We start from the raw sequence: 15,831 nt of genomic DNA on the forward strand, positions 1-15,831 counted from the left end.
GAGCGCCGGACTACCCGGCCTCGGCCAGCGCCTTGGCCTCTTCCTCCGCGGTGAACCCGAACGGCAGCGGCGGCAGCCCGCGCTCCCGGTCCCACGCCAGCACGTCGGCGACCGTCGTCGCGAACGGCGTCTGCGGCATCCCGGCCGCCACGGCGCGCGCCGGGTCGCGCTGCATGCGGTGCCAGTCCTCCGGGTCCCGGATCAGCGGGAAGAACGAGCCCTGCGCGTCCTGCTCGGGGACCGGCACGATCTCCACCTCGGTCCCGGCCGCCCGCGCGCAGAGCTGGATCACGTCGGCCATGGTGAGCGTCTCGGCCGGGCCGACGGCGTTGAACGCGCCGCCGCGGCCGTCCTCGATCAGCCGCACCATCAGGCGCGCGGCGTCGCGGGAGTCGATGAGCTGCACCGGCTGCTCGGGCCGGCCCGGCAGTGCGAGGCGGCCGCCGGCGGCGGCGCGGCGCACGTAGTAGGTCAGGCCGTTCTGCGGATCGTGCGGGCCGGCGACCTTGCCCAAACGCACGATGCTCGCGCGCTCGCCGAAGCGGGCCTGGACGTCGTCCTCGCACGCGACCTTCAGCGGACCGTAGGTCTCCTCGAAGAGCTCCTCGGTGTCGCGGACCGGCGTGCGCCGCGGGGTGTCCTCGGTCGAGCCGGGCCCGACGCTGCTGCGCTCGTAGACCGCGTGGCTGGAGACGAAGACGTAGCGGCCGACACGGTCGCCGAGGGCGTCCATGGCGTTGTTGACGTGGCGGGGCACGTACCCGGAGGAGTCGACCACCGCGTCCCAGCTGCCGGCGGCCAAGGCGGAGTAGTCATCGGTCTCCCGGTCGCCGACGAGGCGCGGAACCTGGGGGAACAAGGCGGCGCCGGAGCGACCGCGGCTGAAGATGGTCACGTCGTGACCACGGGAAAGGGCGTCCTCGACCACGGCCCGGCCGACGAAGCCGGTGCCGCCCAACATCAGAATGCGCATTCGGCCCAGCTTACCGAGGGTGTCACCGAGCGCCATCGGATTAACGGTTGACGATCCAAGATGTGAAGCAATACTTTCACATCATGGTGGGGGAGCGTGAAGAGCGCGGAAAATTCGGCGATCTGGTCATCGACGACCCGAGGATGATGAGGGCCCTGGCCCACCCCGCACGCCTGGCGATCATGGACATCCTGCGCCGCGAGGGCCCGGCCAGCGCGACGGAACTGGCTCCGCGCGTGGGCATCAGCCCCTCGGCGGCGAGCTGGCACCTGCGACACCTGGCCGGCTTCGGCCTGGTTCGCGACGGCGAACCGCACCCGGACGGCCGGGCCCGCCGCTGGGAGGCGGCGGTGAGGGGCTTCCGCTTCGACACACCCGCCGACACCGACGACGCCGAAGGCGTCACCGCCGCGCGCACCCTGATGCGGGAGATGATGGCGCACGCGCTGGCCTTCCCCGGACACTGGCTGGCCGACATCGAGCCCGGCCTGGAAGCCGAATGGAGCCGGGCTGCGGGGATGTCGGACACGCGGGTCGTGGTGGACGCCGCGGAGCTGGCGGCGATCTGGGACGCGATCGAGGAGGTGCTGGCCCCGTATGTGAACCGCGATGCGGGGGAGCGGCCGGCGGGGAGCCGGGGCGTGCGGCTGATGCGGTTCGGGCTGCCGGAGGGGGCGGATCGCGAAGGCGTGGGCGGCGCAGGCGGCGAGGAATGAAGGGCGCCGAGTCGGCTACGGAAGATGAGCTGCTCGCCCAAGCCGAAGCTTCCGCCGACCGCGAGCCGGCCGCCACCCCCGCCCCCGCCACCCTCTTCCGCCGCTTCTGGCTCGGCGACACCGTCTCCCAGTTCGGCGACCGCGTCACCGAACTCGCCCTGCCCCTCATCGCCGAGTTCACCCTGCACGCCGACGCCGCCGAGGTCTCCGTCCTGGCCGCCGTGGCCTGGACTCCGAACCTGCTCGGCGTCTTCCTCGGCGCCTGGGTAGACCGCCGGCCCCGCAAGCGGCGCCTGATGATCGCCGCCGACCTGACCCGGGCCGGCGTTCTGCTCAGCCTGCCGGTCGCCGCCGCGTTCCACGCCGTGACCCTCGGCCAGCTCTACCTCGTCGCGTTGCTCTGCGGCGCCGCGGCCGTGCTGTTCAACACCTCCTATCCGCCCTTCTTCGCGCACCTCGTGCCGCGCTCGGAGTACGTGTCGGCCAACAGCAAGCTCTCGGCCACCCGCTCCGCGTCGTTCATGGGCGGTCCGGCGGTCGGCGGCGCGCTGATCGCGGCGACGTCCGCGTCCTTCGCCGTCGTGGCCGACTCGGTGTCGTTCCTCTTCTCGGCGCTGACGATCCGCCGCGTGCCGGTCGCCGAGCCGCCGCCGGATGCGGACGCGGCCGAGGTCTCGGTGGCGCGCCGGGCCAAGGAGGGCATCGTGTATATCGCCCGCCAGCCGATCCTGCGGGCCACCCTGGCGTGTGCCAGCACGGTCAACTTCTTCACCTTCGTCGCCAACACCAACCTGCTGATCCTGTTCGCGACCCGGGCGCTGCACCTGTCCAGCGGGGCCGTCGGGCTGGCGCTGGGGCTCGGGGCGAGCGGCGCGCTGGTCGGCGCCGTCCTCGCACCGAAGGTCGTGCGGGCCGTGGGCGTCGGACGCGGTATCGCCGTCGGGGCCGTGCTGTTCCCGGCGCCGGTCGCCATCGTCGCCGCGGCGCACGGATCGGTGTGGCTGTGCGCGGGGGCCCTGGCGCTCGCCGAGTTCCTGGGCGGGATGGGCGTGATGATGTTCGACATCCCCCTCAACTCCCTGCAGACCGCCGTCATCCACGACGGCGTCCGCAGCCGCGTCTCCGGCGCCTACGCCACCGTCAACTACGGCATCCGGCCGCTCGGCGCGCTCGTCGGCGGCGCCTTGGCCGGCACGATCGGCGTGCGGCCGACGCTGCTCATCGGCGCCGTCGGCGGCGCGATGTCAGCGCTCTGGCTGCTGGCCTCGCCGGTACTGCGGATCCGGTCCCTGGACGACTCGGTGCGGTAGCCACCCGCCGTTGCGCGAGGCCCCGACCGACGGTGACAATGCCCGGAGGTGCCGGGTGGTCATCCCGGCGAAGTGTTGGAGGCGCTGCTTGTGAACGCCGCATCTCTGCGGTGCGCCTTGGTGTGCGCGCCGGACGCTGAACACTTCGCTTCGCCCACCGGCTGACCTGCTTCGTACGCGGTGGGCGCTTCCCCCCATGGGAGACCACCGTGCCGTCCGAAGAATCCTTGCCCCACAACCGTCGTCCGCTGACAACCGTCCTCGTCGCCAACGTCGTCTCGATCACCGGGAACTGCCTCACGAGCATGGGCGTGCCCTGGTTCGTCCTGCAGAGCACGGGCAGCGCCGCCAAGGCCGGGATCGTCGCGTTCTGCACGCTGCTGCCGACGGTGCTCGCCGCGTCGGCCGGCGGTCCGCTCATCGACCGGACCGGGCGAAGACGGGTGAGCGTCACGTCGGACCTCGCCTGCGGCGCGGCGGTGGTCGCACTCCCGGTCCTGCAATCCGCAGGGGTGCTGCGGTTCTGGACGATGTGTGCGCTGATGGCCGCTGCCGGGTTGTTCCACGCCCCGGGCGAGACGGCCCGTGACGTGCTACTGCCCTCGCTGGCCGAGTATGCGGGGGTGCCGCTGGCCCGGGCCGCAGGGCTCTACGACGGCGCCTCGCGGTGTGCGGGACTGATCGGCTCGGCTCTGGGCGGCGTCCTGATCGGCGTCGTCGGAGCCGCGAACGTCTTCCTGCTGGACGCCGTGACCTTCGCGGCGTCCGCGCTCATCGTCCTGGCCGGGCTGCGCGGCATCCCCGAGGCCGGCGCCCGCCCGCGCAGCGCGCCGACGTCGCTGCGTACATATCGCCGCGAGCTGGGCGAGGGGTATCGGTTCGTGGCTGGTGCGCCGCTGCTCCTGGGCATCTGCCTGACGACGCTGGTCACCAGGGGACTCGACCAGGGGTGGAGCGCCGTACTCCTGCCCGTATACGCCCGCGATGTACTCGGGGGTTCCGTCGATCTCGGCCTGTTGGAAGCGGCGTTCGGCGTCTGCGCGCTCACGGGGGCGATCGTCTATGGGGCGGTGGGCAGCCGCTTTCCGCGCTGGCCGGTGTTCACGGTGGCCTTTCTCATCGTCGGCCTGCCCCGCTTCGTAGTGGCGGGTTGCACCGGCACCTTCTCGCCGCTCGCGGTGACGATGGCGGTCGAGGGCCTGGCCTGCGGTGTGCTCAATCCCATCATGGCCACGGTGATGTATGAGACGGTGCCGGAGGATCTGCGCGCCCGGGTGCTCAGTGCGACGACAGCTTCGTACCAGCTGGTGACTCCGCTGGGAGCGCTGGCAGCGGGTTGCCTCGTGGATTCGCTCGGCCTGCCCGCCTCGCTGTCGGCGGTCGGCGGCGTGTATCTCCTCGCCACGCTGTGTCCGGTGATCTTCCCGGTCTGGAAGCAGATGGACGGTGCCTAGGCGTCCCGGTACTCGTGATACCGCTCCCGCAGCCACGGCACCGGCTCCGCCTCCGAGCGCTCCGCCTCGTACCCGCCCCACGCCGGCGGCGCCGCCGCCCCGCTCAGCGCCCACGCCGCCTGCATGGCCGCGCCGTCGGCGACGTAGTCGGCGGCGCGCGGCACCAGCACCGTGCGGCCGAGCACCGCCGGCGCCATCGCCCGGACCGCCTCGGAGCGGGCCGCGCCGCCGACCAGCAGGATGCGCTCCACCGGGACGCCGGCCGCGGTCAGGGCGTCCAGGCCGTCGGCCAGGCCGCACAGCATGCCCTCGATGTAGGCGCGCGCCAGGTGGGCCGGGGTGGAGTTGGTCAGGCGCAGGCCGTGCAGGGTGCCGGTGGCGTCCGGGCGGTTCGGGGTGCGCTCGCCCTCCAGGTACGGGATCAGCGTCAGGCCGTCGGCGCCGGCCGGGGCGGACAGGGCCAGGCGGGACAGCTCGCCGAGGCTGACGCCCAGCAGCGCGGCGGCGGCGTCCAGGACCCGGGCCGCGTTCAGCGTGCAGACCAGCGGCAGGTGGCGGCCGGTGGCGTCGGCGAAGCCGGCGACCGCGCCGGTCGGGTCGGCGGTCGGGGCGCCGGAGCAGGCGAACACCGTGCCGGAAGTGCCTATGGACACCACCACGTCTCCGGGTCCCGCGCCCAGGCCCAGCGCCGCCGCCGCGTTGTCGCCGGTGCCCGCGGCGACCAGCAGCGGATTAAGTTCGGCCGCGCCCAGGCGCATGCGCGGGGAGTCGGCCGGCGCGAAGCCGGACGAGGGCTGCAGGACGTGCGCGGTCTCGGCCGGGCCCAGCACCCTCGGCACCAGCGGCTGCCGGCCGAAGGCCAGCTCGAGCAGGTCCGGGCGGTAGGCGCCGGCGGCGGGGGAGTAGTAGCCGGTCCCGGAGGCGTCGCTGCGGTCCGTGGTCAGGGTCGTGACGTCGCGGCCGCCGGTGAGGCGCCAGGTCAGCCAGTCGTGCGGCAGGCAGACGGCCGCGGTGCTCTTGGCGCGCGCCGGTTCGTGTTCGGCCAGCCAGCGCAGCTTGGCCACGGTCAGGGCGGCGACCGGGACGGTGCCGACCGCGTCCGCCCACGCCGCCGCGCCGCTGATCCCGCCGTTCGGCTCGCCGCTGTTCTCGCCGTTCAGCGTGCCGTTCAGCTCGGCACCCAGTTCGGCGACGAGGTCGGCCGCGGCCCGGGCCGAGCGCGTGTCGTTCCACAGCAGCGCCGGGCGCACCACCGCGCCCTCGTCGTCCAGGCAGACCATGCCGTGCTGCTGCCCGGCGACCGAGACGGCGGCGGCGTCCTCCAGCCCGCCGGCCGCGGCGACCGCCTGCCCGAGGGCCTCCCACCAGGCCGAGGGGTGGACCTCGGTGCCGCCCGGGTGCGCCGCCGTGCCCCGGCGGACCTGCTCGCCGGTGACGGCGTCGCGGATCACGACGGTGCAGGCGCGCGTCGAGGAGTCGACGCCCGCGACCAGGGCATTACGGGTCATTCTCAGGCACTCCCGGCGCGACGCGGCGAATCATTCGACACGTGAACTTAGCATCGGGCGGCGCCGCCGTGCCGGGACCGTGGCGGCCCTCCGTCGGCCTTCCGCCGGGCTTCCGCCCCCGGACCAGGTATCAGCCCTCGATGATCATCGGATACCCTGATCCACACGCGGGACGCCCACCGCGCCACTTGCCACCGGGAGGGTCGAGATGACCGACGAGTCGATCAGCGAGGACGGCAGCGTAGAGCTGCCGGACTGGACGCCCCCGGAGATAGACCGCACCAAGGCCCACCCCGCACGTATTTATGACTACCTGCTCGGCGGCAAGGACAACTTCGACGTCGACCGCGAGGCCGCCGAGGTCGCGCTGGGCCTGATGCCCGAGCTGCGCGGCATGGCCCGCGTGAACCGCGCCTTCCTGGGACGCGCCGTGCGCCACCTGGCCGAGGCCGGCATCACCCAGTTCCTGGACATCGGCACCGGCATCCCCGGCCCCGGCAACACCGGCGAGGTCGCCCGCCTCGTCCAGCCCGAGGCCCGGGTGGTGTACGTCGACTACGACCCGATCGTCTCGGCGCACTCCCGCGCCCTGCTCTCCGGCGCCGACCCGGCCCTGACCGCGATCGTCCAGGCCGACGTCCGCGAGCCGAAGACCATCCTGGACAACGGCACCGTCCGCGCGATCCTGGACTTCGACAAGCCGATCGCGGTCCTGATGGTGGCCCTGCTGCACTTCGTCTCCGACGCCGAGGACGCCCACGGCATCGCCGCGCACTTCCTCGACGCCCTGGCCCCCGGCAGCGCCCTGGTGGTCTCGCACGCCTCCGAGGGGCACGAGCCCGGCAAGTTCGGCGCCGCGCGCTCGGGCTGGAACAACGCCACCTCGCAGCTGGTGCTGCGCGACCGCGAGGAGATCGCGCGGTTCTTCGAGGGCACCGAGCTGCTGGAGCCCGGCGTGGTGATCATCCCGGGCTGGCGGCCGGACGGCGAGCTCACCGACGAGGAGCGGTCGCTGGACTACGGGCACGCGGCCGTCGGGATCAAGCGGTAGATGTAAGACGAAGACGCGCCCACGGATTCAGATCCGTGGGCGCATCGCTGTGTCGGCGCGATTCAGCTGTGGAAGGCGCCGGTGCCGTTGGGGGTGCCCAGGCCGGTCGGGCCGTCATAGCCCTTCTGCGCCGTGCAAAGGTAGGACGGGCTGCAACTGCCGTCGTTCCCGCTGGTCACGTCGTTCAGCGCGCCGGGGTTCGCGTAGGGGAAGGAAGCCGGGTTCGACCCGGACGGCGGCGTCCCGGCGTCCGCGTAGACCCCGGCGATGACCGGCGTGGCCGCGCTGGTGCCGCCGTACACGCCCCAGCCCTTCTCCTGGTAGCTGTCGTAGACCGCCACCCCGTGACCGGGGTCGGCCACGGCGGCGACGTCGGCCTCGGTGCGCTTGGCGCAGCCGGAGTCCTTCTGCCAGGAGGGCTTGGACTCGTACGCCGAGCAGCCCGACCCGGTGCCCTCGCCGGCCTTGGTGTTCCACACGGTCTCGGTCCACCCCCGCGAGTTCGAGGCCTTGACCAGCGAGGTGCCGCCGACGGAGGTCGCATAGGGGGAGCTCGACGGATAGCCGACGCCCCACGAGTAGTCCCAGTCGCCGCTGCCGGCCGCCATCACGACGCCGGGATGGTCGTAGTAGTCCTTGTCGTAGGTCGGGTCCGAGGAGCTCTCCTTCCAGATGTAGCTGTTGGAGACGAACTTCGCGCCGAGCTTGACCGCCTCGTTCACGGCCGGGCCCATGTTCGACACGCCGCCGCCGGACGCCTCGACCAGGATGATGTGGGCGTCCGGGGCGACGGCCGAGACCATGTCCAGGTCGAGTGAGTCCTCCGCACCCTGATTGGCGCTCGCTTTGGGCGGCAGGCTGGTGCTGCTGCCGCTGGAGCTGACCTTCTTGAAGCAGCCGTTGGACGTCGTGCACGCCGGCAGCCCGTACTGCTGCCGATAGGTGTTCAGGTCGCCGGCCGCGTTCGGGTCGTCGTCGGCGTCGATGACGGCGATGGTCTGGCCCGAACCGCCGTTGGCGGGCAGGTTGTACGCGCTGACCAGGTCGGCCGGGCCGTAGCCGGAGGGGGCGGCGTTCGCCGTGACGCCGAACGCGGCGACCGGCTCGGCCGCGTCGTCGACCTGCAGCACGTCGCAGGACGCCTGGTCGGTCCCGGGCGCGGCGCACAACTGGTGCCACTGATGCCACCGGTGCCATGTCCGGGCAGCGTGGGCCGCGGCGGCGTGTGCCGGAGCGGCCTCGGCGGTGACGCTGAAGGCCGTGGCAGCCAGCGTGCCGGCGCCCACGACGGCCCACAGAGCCCGCCCGCGTATGAGGGGTTTGATATCCATGGGGGAGATGTAACTGCGGAGCTTAAGCGCAGGTCAAGGCCCTGATGAGGGCCCTGCGACTCCCTTGGCGGGGCGGGGAAAAGCAGCCTGTCCGGCCCGCTTCGGCGCACCGCCATTCTGGTCATTCAGTCACGAGCCTTGACAGCCTTCGGCGACCGCGGGCTATCATCTGGCCCCCGTTGTCAGAGAGCGAGCATGTCCCATGCCGCACGATCGACCGCCACACGATCGACCGCCGCACCAACGACCGCCGTACCAACGATCGGCCCAGAACACGGCCACGGAGGCCCTGCGCACCGGACCGTTCGGCGAGGCCCTGCGAGCCGCCATCGAGAGCAGCGGCCTGAGCCTGAGCCGGGTCAGCAGCAGACTCGCCGAACGCGGCGTCACCCTGAGCCCGGCGGCGCTGAGCTACTGGCAGCGCGGCAGCAACCGCCCGGAACGCACGGAGTCACTGCGGGCGGTGACGGCCCTGGAGGAGATCCTCAGGCTGCCGCCGAACAGTCTGATGTCCCTGCTGGGACCGCGCCGCTCGCGCGGCCGCTGGACCGCCGCCGCGATCGAGCCGGCGCCGACCAGCGCGCTGTGGCTGGAACCCGACCGGCTCCACCGCACGCTCACCGCACTGCAGGAGGACGCCCGGCGGCTGCTGTGGGCGGTGTCCGTCGTCTACACGCACGTCCGCATACAGGCCACCGCGAAGCGCACCCTTTCCCGGACCTCGGTGCGCAAGGTGGTCCGCGCCGAGGAGGACGGCGTCGACCGGATCATCGCGGTGATGCGCACCGACAAGGCCCCGCAACGCTTCGAGCCGGTCCACGCGGTCCGGCTCGGCCGCATCCGTTCGGATCCGCAGTCCGGCTATGCGGTCGCGGAGTTCATTCTCGACCGGGTCCTGAACCGTGGGGACACCGCGACCGTCGAGTACCTCTCCTATGACGCGGAGCCCTCGACAACCGAGCAGAACTACAGCCGGCACTCGCTCTACCGCCCGGCCGACGTCCTGGTCGTCGAGGTCGAATTCCATCCGGAATGCATCCCGGCGGCCTGCGAGGGGTTCTACTCGCCGCGCCGGGGGACTCCGGAGCGGAGCCTGGGGCCGCTGTGGGTGGGCGCCAGCAACAGTGCCCACCTGGCGCTGTCGGACGTACAGCCGGGGATGTACGGGCTTCGCTGGGAGTGGGACTGACCCAGCCCGGGCGCGGCATCACGTGAAAGGCGAACACTTCTTCGCGAACGGGGGTTCGCAAAGAGGCGTTCGCCTTCTATCGTGCCGTGCATGGCAGCCGAACCCGCCGATCCGCTGGCGCCGCACCCGGAGCGCGACATCGTCCTGGACACCGCGGCGCTGCGCGTCCTGGCACACCCGATGCGTCTAAGCTTCCTGCACTATCTGCGCGACCACGGCGCGGCCACCGGCCGGCGGCTCGCCGCGCACTTCGAGCTCGATTCCGGCGCGGTCAGCTACCACCTGCGCAAACTGGCCGGCGGCGGCCTGATCGAGGAGGACGTCGAGCGGGGCACACGGCGCGACCGGTGGTGGCGGGTCACGCGGCCCGCCCTCTATCACGACCCTGCCACGCGCCATAGCGGCGAAAGCCAGGAGGACAACCGCGCCTACCTGCACTCGACGCTCCTCGCCTACGGCGACGCGCTGCGGCGGTACACGGCCGACGTGCCGGGCCTGAGCCGCGACTGGCTGAACGTCACCATGACCAGCGAGCGCTCCCTGCGCCTCAGTCCGGACCAGCTCACCGAGCTCAAACGAGACCTCATCGCGGTCATCGACCGCTACCGCGACCTGCCTGAACAAGCCGGTGCGCGGCCGGTCTCGATCCATCTCCATGCCCTGCCGCCGCCGCAGCCGCAGTGATGAGCACCAGCGGCGCCCCGCGCTGGGCCACGGCCTACGCGTGCTCGGTCGGCGGCGACTCCGTCTACTTCGTCACCCTGTCGTGGACCGCCTCACGCGCCTCCGGTCCGGCGGCCGCCGGTGTCGTGCTCGCCGTGGGAGCTGTGCCGAGGGCGCTGCTGATGCTCGGCGGCGGGGTGGTCGCCGACCGGTTCGGGCCCTGGCGCGTGCTGATCGGCAGTGATCTCGTGCGCTGCGTTCTGGTGGTGGGCGCGGCGTTCGCGGTCGTCAGCAGGGTGCATCTGGGAGTCCTGGCGGCGCTCGCCGCCGGCTTCGGGACGGTCGACGCGCTGTTCATGCCGGCCGTCGGTGCGCTTCCGCCGCTGCTGGTCGCGGCCGATCAGCTCGCGCGGGTGCAGGGGATGCGGGTCCTGGCGGTGCGGGCCGCGAATCTGGCCGGGCCGGTGGTGGCGGGCGTCATGCTGGGTGTCGGCGGCGCGACGGCCGCGTTCCTGGCGGCGGGTGCGCTGTTCGGGGCGTCGTTGCTGGGGTTGATGACGCTGCGAATACCGCGCGCGGTGGCCGCTCTGGAAGCGGACCGCAGTGCCTGGGAGCAGCTCGGTGAAGGACTGCGATACGTCCGGCAGCACGTGGAGTTGCGCCGCCTGGTGATCGTCGTCGGGCTCAGCGAGCTGTGCTTCAGCGGGCCGATAGCCGTCGCCGTGGTCCTGCTCGTCGCCGAACGCGGCTGGGGCAGCGTCACCGCGGGATGGATCCTCGGGGCGTTCAGCGTCGGCGGCGCGGTCGTCGCCGGTGTCATGGCGACGCTCGCCGGGCGGGTGAGCCGGGCACGTCTCGCGCTGCCCAGAACACCCGCGCTGCCCAGAACACCCGCGCTGCCCAGAACACCCGCGCTGGCCGGATCGCTCGCGCTGACCGCGTCGCTCCTCCTCATCTGGGGCGCGCTCGGCCGGCTAGGGGCGGTCGCGGTCGCATTGGTGCTCGGCGCCACCACCGGCGTGACGGCCGTGCTCGCGAACGCGCGGCTGCAAAGCGCGGCCGCCCCGCGCCTGCTCGGCCGGGTCACCTCGGTGACGACCCTGTGCACGCTGGGCCTGAGCCCCCTGCTGTTCCCGCTGGTCGGCGTCGTGGCCGAGGCGTGGGGGACCGGGGCGTTCTTCGCCCTGTGCGCCGTGGTGTGCGGGGCGGCCGCGATCGTGAGTTCCCGGTCTACGCCTTCTGGGCGACCGACAGCCGCTGTCGCGGATGCGCCCCCGACTCCAGCTCGTCCACGAACGCCACCGCGTAGTCCTCGGCGCTGATGGTGCCCGCGTGCGGCAGGATCTCGTCGCCCACGCCGAGCCGGAAGCCGCCGGTGCGCTCGCCGGGGCCGATCTCCGGCGCGGGGGAGATGTACGTCCAGATCGGCAGGGTGGAGTCGGCGCGCAGCGAGTCCAGCAGGTCGGCGTGCGCCAACGCCTCGGGCTTGTACATCTCCGGGAAGTCCGGCAGGTCGGCCAGGCGGGTGCCCGGCGCCACCAGCAGGCTGCCGGCGCCGCCGGCGATCACCGTGCGCGGTGAGCCGCCGGCGCGGACGCCGGACAGGAAGTCCTTGTAGAGCTGGACGAGCGGGCCGCGCGGGTCGGTGCCGTCGCGCGGTCCGACCAGCGCCGAGGCCACCACGTCGGCGCCCTTGACCAGCTCGGCGACCTGGGCCGGATCGGTGGCGTCGCCCACCGCCGACGTGACGGCGCCGGCGACGCCCTCCGGGGCCTTGCCGGACCGCGAGACCGCGGTCACGGTGTGGCCCCGTGATGCCGCCTCCGCGGCGATGCGCGAGCCGACCATGCCGGTCGCACCGAACACGACGATGTCCACCGCACTCCTCCTCGAACACACATTTGACTCGAAACGTCCCGTCCGGCCCATTGGACATCGGCCCCGCCCGAGCTGCCACCTCGCGGTTCCCCGCGGGTGCGGCAGGGCGCCGAAGCGGGTGTATCAGCCCACGATGACCATCCGATAGCCTGGCCCGGCACGGAGCGTCCGGCGCCACCCGCCGCCACCGACCTGGGAGGGCCACACCGCATGACCGAGGAACTGGGGCCCGACACCGGTCCGCTGCTGCCGGACTGGCTGCCCCCGGAGATCGACCAGACCAAGGCGCACCCGGCGCGCATGTACGACTACATGCTCGGCGGCAAGAACCACTTCGAGGTGGACCGCGAGGCCGCCGAGGTGGCGATGCAGGCCGCCCCGGCGGCGCGCGCCATGGTGCTGGAGAACCGGGCCTTCCTCGGCCGCGCCGTCCGCCACCTGGCCGAGGCCGGCATCACCCAGTACCTGGACATCGGCACCGGCCTGCCCGGCGAGGGCAACACCGGCGAGGTGGCGCGCGCGGTCCGGCCCGAGGCCAGGGTCGCCTACGTCGACTACGACCCGATCGTCGCCGTCCACTCCCGGGCCCTGCTCGCCGGCGACGAGAGCCGCACCGCCGTGGTGCTGGCCGACGTGCGCGAGCCGAAGACGATCCTGGAGCATCCCAGGGTCCTGGAACTGCTCGACTTCGACCAGCCGGTCGCGGTCCTGATGGTCGCGCTGCTGCACTTCGTCGGGCACGACGAGGACGCCGCCGGCATCGTCGCCGCCTTCCGCGACGCGCTGGCCCCCGGCAGCGCGCTGGTGATCTCGCACGGCACCGACGGCGGCCAGCCCGAGGTCTCCGCCGCCGCGCGCAAGGGCTGGGACAACGCCAAGTCCCGGGTCGTGGTGCGCGACCACGAGGAGATAGCGGCGTTGTTCGGCGGCTTCGAGCTCGTCGAGCCCGGCGTGGTGCAGCTGCCGCTGTGGCGGCCGGAGGATCCCGTGCGTGAGGACTGGGAGACGATCTGGCTTGAAGGCGGGGTCGCCTTCAAGCGCTGACCTTCAAGCGCTGACCGCGAGTGCATCGCAGGCGTGTCACTCCCGGGCGGGCTGTCTCGTCCCGGGAAACGTGAACATCTTCTTGTGGATCCTGCAGGCGGTCCTGGCCGCCTTCTTCGCGCTGTCCGGCCTCGGCAAGGCGTTCCAGTCGAAAGAGAAGGTCCTGGTCAAGGCCCCGGTGCTGGAGAACTACGCCCCGGCGACGATCCGCTTCATCGGCGCCGCCGAACTGGCCGGCGCCATCGGGGTCATCCTGCCCTTCGCCGTCGGCATCGCCACGGTGCTGACGCCGGCCGCCGCCGTCGGCCTCGCCGTCCTGATGCTGCTCGGGGCACTCGTGCACGCGCGGCGGCGGGAAGGGCTCGGCGTCGCGGTCACCGTCGTGCTGGCTGTGCTGGCGGCCGTGATCGCCTTCGGACGATAGTGGGTCCGGTCGGGTGTCGAGAACGGTTGACGAGAACGGGTGTCGAGAACGCCGGGCCGGCTCCGTCCCAGGGGTGCGAGCGGTCGACCCGGGCCGCGCGGAACGACAGGGAGAAGCGCGATGGCGAAGATCCGGCGCATGGATCACGTGAGCATCAACGTCGAGGACATGGACTCCGCGAAGGAGTTCTTCCTGACCCTGGGCATGGAGGTCGCCGGCGAGGCGAAGGTCGGCGGTGCCCAGGTGGGCAGGATCATCGGCTTGACCGAGCCGATGTCCGACGTGGTCTTCCTGCGCACGCCCGACGGCCACAGCCAGATCGAGCTGGTCAAGCACCTCGCCGCGCCCGACAAGAACGGGCCGCACGCGCCGGCGTCGAACCGGCTGGGGCTGATCCACATCGCCTTCGAGGTCGAAGACCTGCCGGGCCTGCTGACCGACCTGCGCGCCAAGGGCTACGACACGGTCGGGACGGTCGAGAACTTCGAGGACGTCTACCTGCTGTGCTTCCTGCGCGGGCCCGAGGGGATCATCGTCGAACTCGCCGAGGACATCAGCGCGAAGCAGAGCAGCTGAACCGCGGAGCAGCCGAACCGTGGAGCAGCTGAACCCGCAGAGCAGCTCAGACACCGGAACGAAGGAGAACCACCATGAAGTACCTGCTGCTGAAGCACTACCGCGGCGGCCCGACCCCGGCCGTCGACTTCCCGCCGATGGACCAGTGGACGCCCGAGGAGGTCGACGCGCACGTGCAGTTCATGCGCGACTTCGCCTCCCGGTTGGAGGAGACCGGCGAGTTCGTCGACATGCAGGCGCTGTCCGCCGAGGGCGCCTTCGTCCGGCACGGCGGCCAGGGCCGCCCGCCGGTCACCGACGGACCGTTCGCCGAGACCAAGGACCTGATCGCCGGCTGGTACATCGTCGACGTCGACTCCTGGGACCGCGCGGTCCAGATCGCCGGCGAGCTGTCGGCGGTGCCCGGCCCCGGCGGCGAGCCGCTGTTGGAGTGGCTGGAGGTCCGGCCGTTCCTGGGCGCCGAGGCGCCGAAGGCCACGGCGTGAACGAGGCGCTGGTGCGGGACCTGGTGCCCGCGGTGATCGGCGTCCTGGTCCGGCGCGGGGCGGACTTCGCCTCGGCCGAGGACGCGGTCCAGGAGGCGCTGATCAGGGCGCTGCAGACCTGGCCGGACGATCCGCCGCGGGACCCGAAGGGCTGGCTGGTGACGGCGGCGTGGCACAAGTTCGTCGACGCCTCCCGGGCCGAGGCCTCGCGCCGGCGCCGCGAGGACGCCGTGGACGCCGAGCCGCCGGCCGGCCCGGCTCCGGCCGGCGACGACACGCTGCGCCTGTACTTCCTGTGCGCGCACCCCTCGCTGCCCTCGGCCGCCGCCGTCGCCCTGACCCTGCGCGCCGTCGGCGGCCTGACCACCCGCCAGATCGCGCAGGCCTGCCTGGTCCCGGAGGCGACCATGGCGCAGCGCATCGTGCGCGCCAAGCGCCGCATCGAAGGACTGCCGCTGGACGAGCACGGCGACCTGGCCACCGTCCTGCGCGTGCTGTACCTGGTCTTCAACGAGGGCTACGGCGGCGAGCTCGACCTGGCCGCCGAGGCGATCCGGCTGACCCGCCAGCTCGTCGCCCTCACCGACGACGACCCCGAGGTCGCCGGCCTGCTCGCCCTGATGCTGCTGCACCACGCCCGCCGCGCGTCGCGCACCGCCCCCGGCGGACGCCTGGTCCCGCTGGCCGAGCAGGACCGCACGCGCTGGGACACCGCGCTGATCGCCGAGGGCGTCGCGATCCTGCAGACCGCGCTGGCCCGCGACCGCCTCGGCGAGTACCAGGCGCAGGCCGCGATCGCGGCGCTGCACGCGGACGCGCAGAAGGTCGAGGAGACCGACTGGCCGCAGATCGTGGAGTGGTACGACGAACTGCTGGCCCTCACCGGAAGCCCGGTGGTGCGGCTCAACCGCGCCGTGGCGGTCGGCGAGGCCGACGGCGCGCAGGCCGGCCTCGCCGCCCTGGCCGAGGTGGACGCCGACGTGCCCCGCCGCGCGGCGGTGGAGGCCTACCTGCACGAGCGCGCCGGCGACCTCGCACCGGCCGCCGAGCTGTACGCCGAGGCGGCGCGCGCCGCGACCAGCGTGCAGGAGGTCGAATACCTCACGCGCGAGGCCGCGCGGGTGCGGCAGCTACTGCGCTCGTAGCTGCTCGATGAAGGCGTCCACGCTGCCAGATCCCTCGCAGTGTCATCCTCCACTCCCGAAGCATCCCTTACCGACGAGCCGTCC

At 72.7% G+C, this 15,831-nt stretch carries 16 protein-coding genes; 12 read left to right on the forward strand and 4 right to left on the reverse strand.

The annotated features are described in order from the left end of the window. Positions 1-10: 10 nt before the first annotated feature. Complete coding sequence (locus tag ABIA35_RS11905; protein WP_370357870.1) at positions 11-973, reverse strand: NAD-dependent epimerase/dehydratase family protein; 963 nt, start codon at positions 971-973, stop codon at positions 11-13. Between the two features lie 83 nt (positions 974-1,056). Here ABIA35_RS11905 and ABIA35_RS11910 point away from each other — a divergent pair, with 83 nt between their 5' ends. The 3 genes from ABIA35_RS11910 to ABIA35_RS11920 all read left to right on the forward strand — a co-directional run bounded on the left by ABIA35_RS11910 (position 1,057) and on the right by ABIA35_RS11920 (position 4,453). Next, positions 1,057-1,689 carry an ArsR/SmtB family transcription factor gene (locus tag ABIA35_RS11910; protein WP_370334464.1) on the forward strand — a complete coding sequence of 211 codons (633 nt, stop codon included), beginning with the start codon at positions 1,057-1,059 and terminating at the stop codon, positions 1,687-1,689. Then, positions 1,686-2,999 (forward strand): MFS transporter, encoded by a 1,314-nt coding sequence (locus ABIA35_RS11915; RefSeq protein ID WP_370357871.1) that lies wholly within the window; start codon positions 1,686-1,688, stop codon positions 2,997-2,999. The genes ABIA35_RS11910 and ABIA35_RS11915 overlap by 4 nt, the downstream gene beginning before the upstream one ends. 209 nt (positions 3,000-3,208) lie before the next feature. Then, complete coding sequence (locus tag ABIA35_RS11920) at positions 3,209-4,453, forward strand: MFS transporter (RefSeq protein WP_370357872.1); 1,245 nt, start codon at positions 3,209-3,211, stop codon at positions 4,451-4,453. On the opposite strand, the gene ABIA35_RS11925 is transcribed toward ABIA35_RS11920, so the two are convergent. Beyond that, complete coding sequence (locus tag ABIA35_RS11925) at positions 4,450-5,961, reverse strand: FGGY family carbohydrate kinase (protein ID WP_370357873.1); 1,512 nt, start codon at positions 5,959-5,961, stop codon at positions 4,450-4,452. The genes ABIA35_RS11920 and ABIA35_RS11925 overlap by 4 nt on opposite strands. A gap of 208 nt (positions 5,962-6,169) precedes the next feature. Between ABIA35_RS11925 and ABIA35_RS11930 the strand changes: the two genes are divergently transcribed. Continuing rightward, positions 6,170-7,012 carry an SAM-dependent methyltransferase gene (locus ABIA35_RS11930; protein WP_370357874.1) on the forward strand — a complete coding sequence of 281 codons (843 nt, stop codon included), beginning with the start codon at positions 6,170-6,172 and terminating at the stop codon, positions 7,010-7,012. A gap of 62 nt (positions 7,013-7,074) precedes the next feature. On the opposite strand, the gene ABIA35_RS11935 is transcribed toward ABIA35_RS11930, so the two are convergent. Continuing rightward, positions 7,075-8,343: a peptidase S8 gene (locus ABIA35_RS11935; protein ID WP_370357875.1), complete on the reverse strand. Its 1,269-nt coding sequence runs from the start codon at positions 8,341-8,343 to the stop codon at positions 7,075-7,077. A 202-nt stretch (positions 8,344-8,545) separates the two neighbouring features. Here ABIA35_RS11935 and ABIA35_RS11940 point away from each other — a divergent pair, with 202 nt between their 5' ends. From ABIA35_RS11940 to ABIA35_RS11950, 3 genes are all read left to right on the forward strand, one after another. Then, positions 8,546-9,532: a hypothetical protein gene (locus ABIA35_RS11940; protein WP_370357876.1), complete on the forward strand. Its 987-nt coding sequence runs from the start codon at positions 8,546-8,548 to the stop codon at positions 9,530-9,532. A 90-nt stretch (positions 9,533-9,622) separates the two neighbouring features. Then, positions 9,623-10,216: a helix-turn-helix domain-containing protein gene (locus ABIA35_RS11945; RefSeq protein ID WP_370357877.1), complete on the forward strand. Its 594-nt coding sequence runs from the start codon at positions 9,623-9,625 to the stop codon at positions 10,214-10,216. Continuing rightward, positions 10,216-11,517, forward strand: a complete 1,302-nt coding sequence (locus tag ABIA35_RS11950; protein WP_370357878.1) for an MFS transporter — start codon at positions 10,216-10,218, stop codon at positions 11,515-11,517. Before ABIA35_RS11945 ends, ABIA35_RS11950 begins: the two co-directional genes overlap by 1 nt. Here ABIA35_RS11950 and ABIA35_RS11955 read toward each other — a convergent pair. Beyond that, the gene (locus tag ABIA35_RS11955; protein WP_370357879.1) at positions 11,426-12,073 is read right to left on the reverse strand and encodes an NAD(P)-dependent oxidoreductase; all 648 of its coding nucleotides are present in this window, start codon (positions 12,071-12,073) and stop codon (positions 11,426-11,428) included. The genes ABIA35_RS11950 and ABIA35_RS11955 overlap by 92 nt on opposite strands. A 210-nt stretch (positions 12,074-12,283) precedes the next feature. Here ABIA35_RS11955 and ABIA35_RS11960 point away from each other — a divergent pair, with 210 nt between their 5' ends. The 5 genes from ABIA35_RS11960 (at position 12,284) to ABIA35_RS11980 (ending at position 15,747) form a co-directional block, all read left to right on the forward strand. Further along, the gene (locus ABIA35_RS11960; RefSeq protein ID WP_370357880.1) at positions 12,284-13,117 is read left to right on the forward strand and encodes an SAM-dependent methyltransferase; all 834 of its coding nucleotides are present in this window, start codon (positions 12,284-12,286) and stop codon (positions 13,115-13,117) included. A gap of 70 nt (positions 13,118-13,187) precedes the next feature. Next, a complete protein-coding gene (locus ABIA35_RS11965) occupies positions 13,188-13,541 on the forward strand; it encodes a DoxX family protein (protein ID WP_370334486.1) in 354 nt (117 codons plus the stop codon). Between the two features lie 120 nt (positions 13,542-13,661). Next, positions 13,662-14,117: a VOC family protein gene (locus ABIA35_RS11970; RefSeq protein ID WP_370357881.1), complete on the forward strand. Its 456-nt coding sequence runs from the start codon at positions 13,662-13,664 to the stop codon at positions 14,115-14,117. 74 nt (positions 14,118-14,191) lie between these two features. Beyond that, positions 14,192-14,602 (forward strand): YciI family protein, encoded by a 411-nt coding sequence (locus ABIA35_RS11975; RefSeq protein ID WP_370334490.1) that lies wholly within the window; start codon positions 14,192-14,194, stop codon positions 14,600-14,602. Continuing rightward, entirely contained in the window at positions 14,599-15,747 is a 1,149-nt protein-coding gene (locus ABIA35_RS11980; protein ID WP_370334492.1) for an RNA polymerase sigma factor, read from the forward strand. The genes ABIA35_RS11975 and ABIA35_RS11980 overlap by 4 nt, the downstream gene beginning before the upstream one ends. Positions 15,748-15,831 lie beyond the last annotated feature (84 nt).

This window comes from Catenulispora sp. MAP12-49, assembly GCF_041262705.1.
Taxonomy (GTDB): domain Bacteria; phylum Actinomycetota; class Actinomycetes; order Streptomycetales; family Catenulisporaceae; genus Catenulispora.